Origin of the sequence: Streptococcus oralis (assembly GCF_001579525.1) — a bacterium.
GTDB lineage: Bacteria > Bacillota > Bacilli > Lactobacillales > Streptococcaceae > Streptococcus > Streptococcus oralis_M.
This window is the reverse complement of record NZ_LQZC01000025.1, coordinates 1-274: the sequence shown is the minus strand read 5'-3', so window position 1 is coordinate 274 and position 274 is coordinate 1. Positions and strand designations below refer to the sequence as shown.

3 tRNA genes are annotated in these 274 nt (G+C 48.5%); all 3 read right to left on the bottom strand.

The window, feature by feature from the left end:
• Window positions 1-6 precede the first annotated feature (6 nt).
• The 3 genes from SORDD25_RS08950 to SORDD25_RS08940 all read right to left on the bottom strand — a co-directional run bounded on the left by SORDD25_RS08950 (window position 7) and on the right by SORDD25_RS08940 (window position 269).
• A tRNA-Glu gene (locus tag SORDD25_RS08950) sits at window positions 7-78 on the bottom strand.
• Window positions 79-89: 11 nt separating this feature from the next.
• Window positions 90-163 (bottom strand) — tRNA-Ile (locus tag SORDD25_RS08945).
• A gap of 35 nt (window positions 164-198) precedes the next feature.
• Window positions 199-269: transfer RNA gene (locus SORDD25_RS08940), tRNA-Gly, on the bottom strand.
• Window positions 270-274: the final 5 nt, after the last annotated feature.

Below are 274 nucleotides of genomic sequence, written 5' to 3'. Positions count from 1 at the left end.
AATAAATAGTCCGTACGGGATTCGAACCCGTGTTACCGCCGTGAAAAGGCGGTGTCTTAACCCCTTGACCAACGGACCATATTTATAAATGGGCACGAGTGGACTCGAACCACCGACCTCACGCTTATCAGGCGTGCGCTCTAACCACCTGAGCTACGCGCCCAAGTTTAAAAAACTTGGTAATTGAACAAAGTTCAAAGCGGGTGACGAGAATCGAACTCGCGACAACAGCTTGGAAGGCTGTAGTTTTACCACTAAACTACACCCGCTAAAA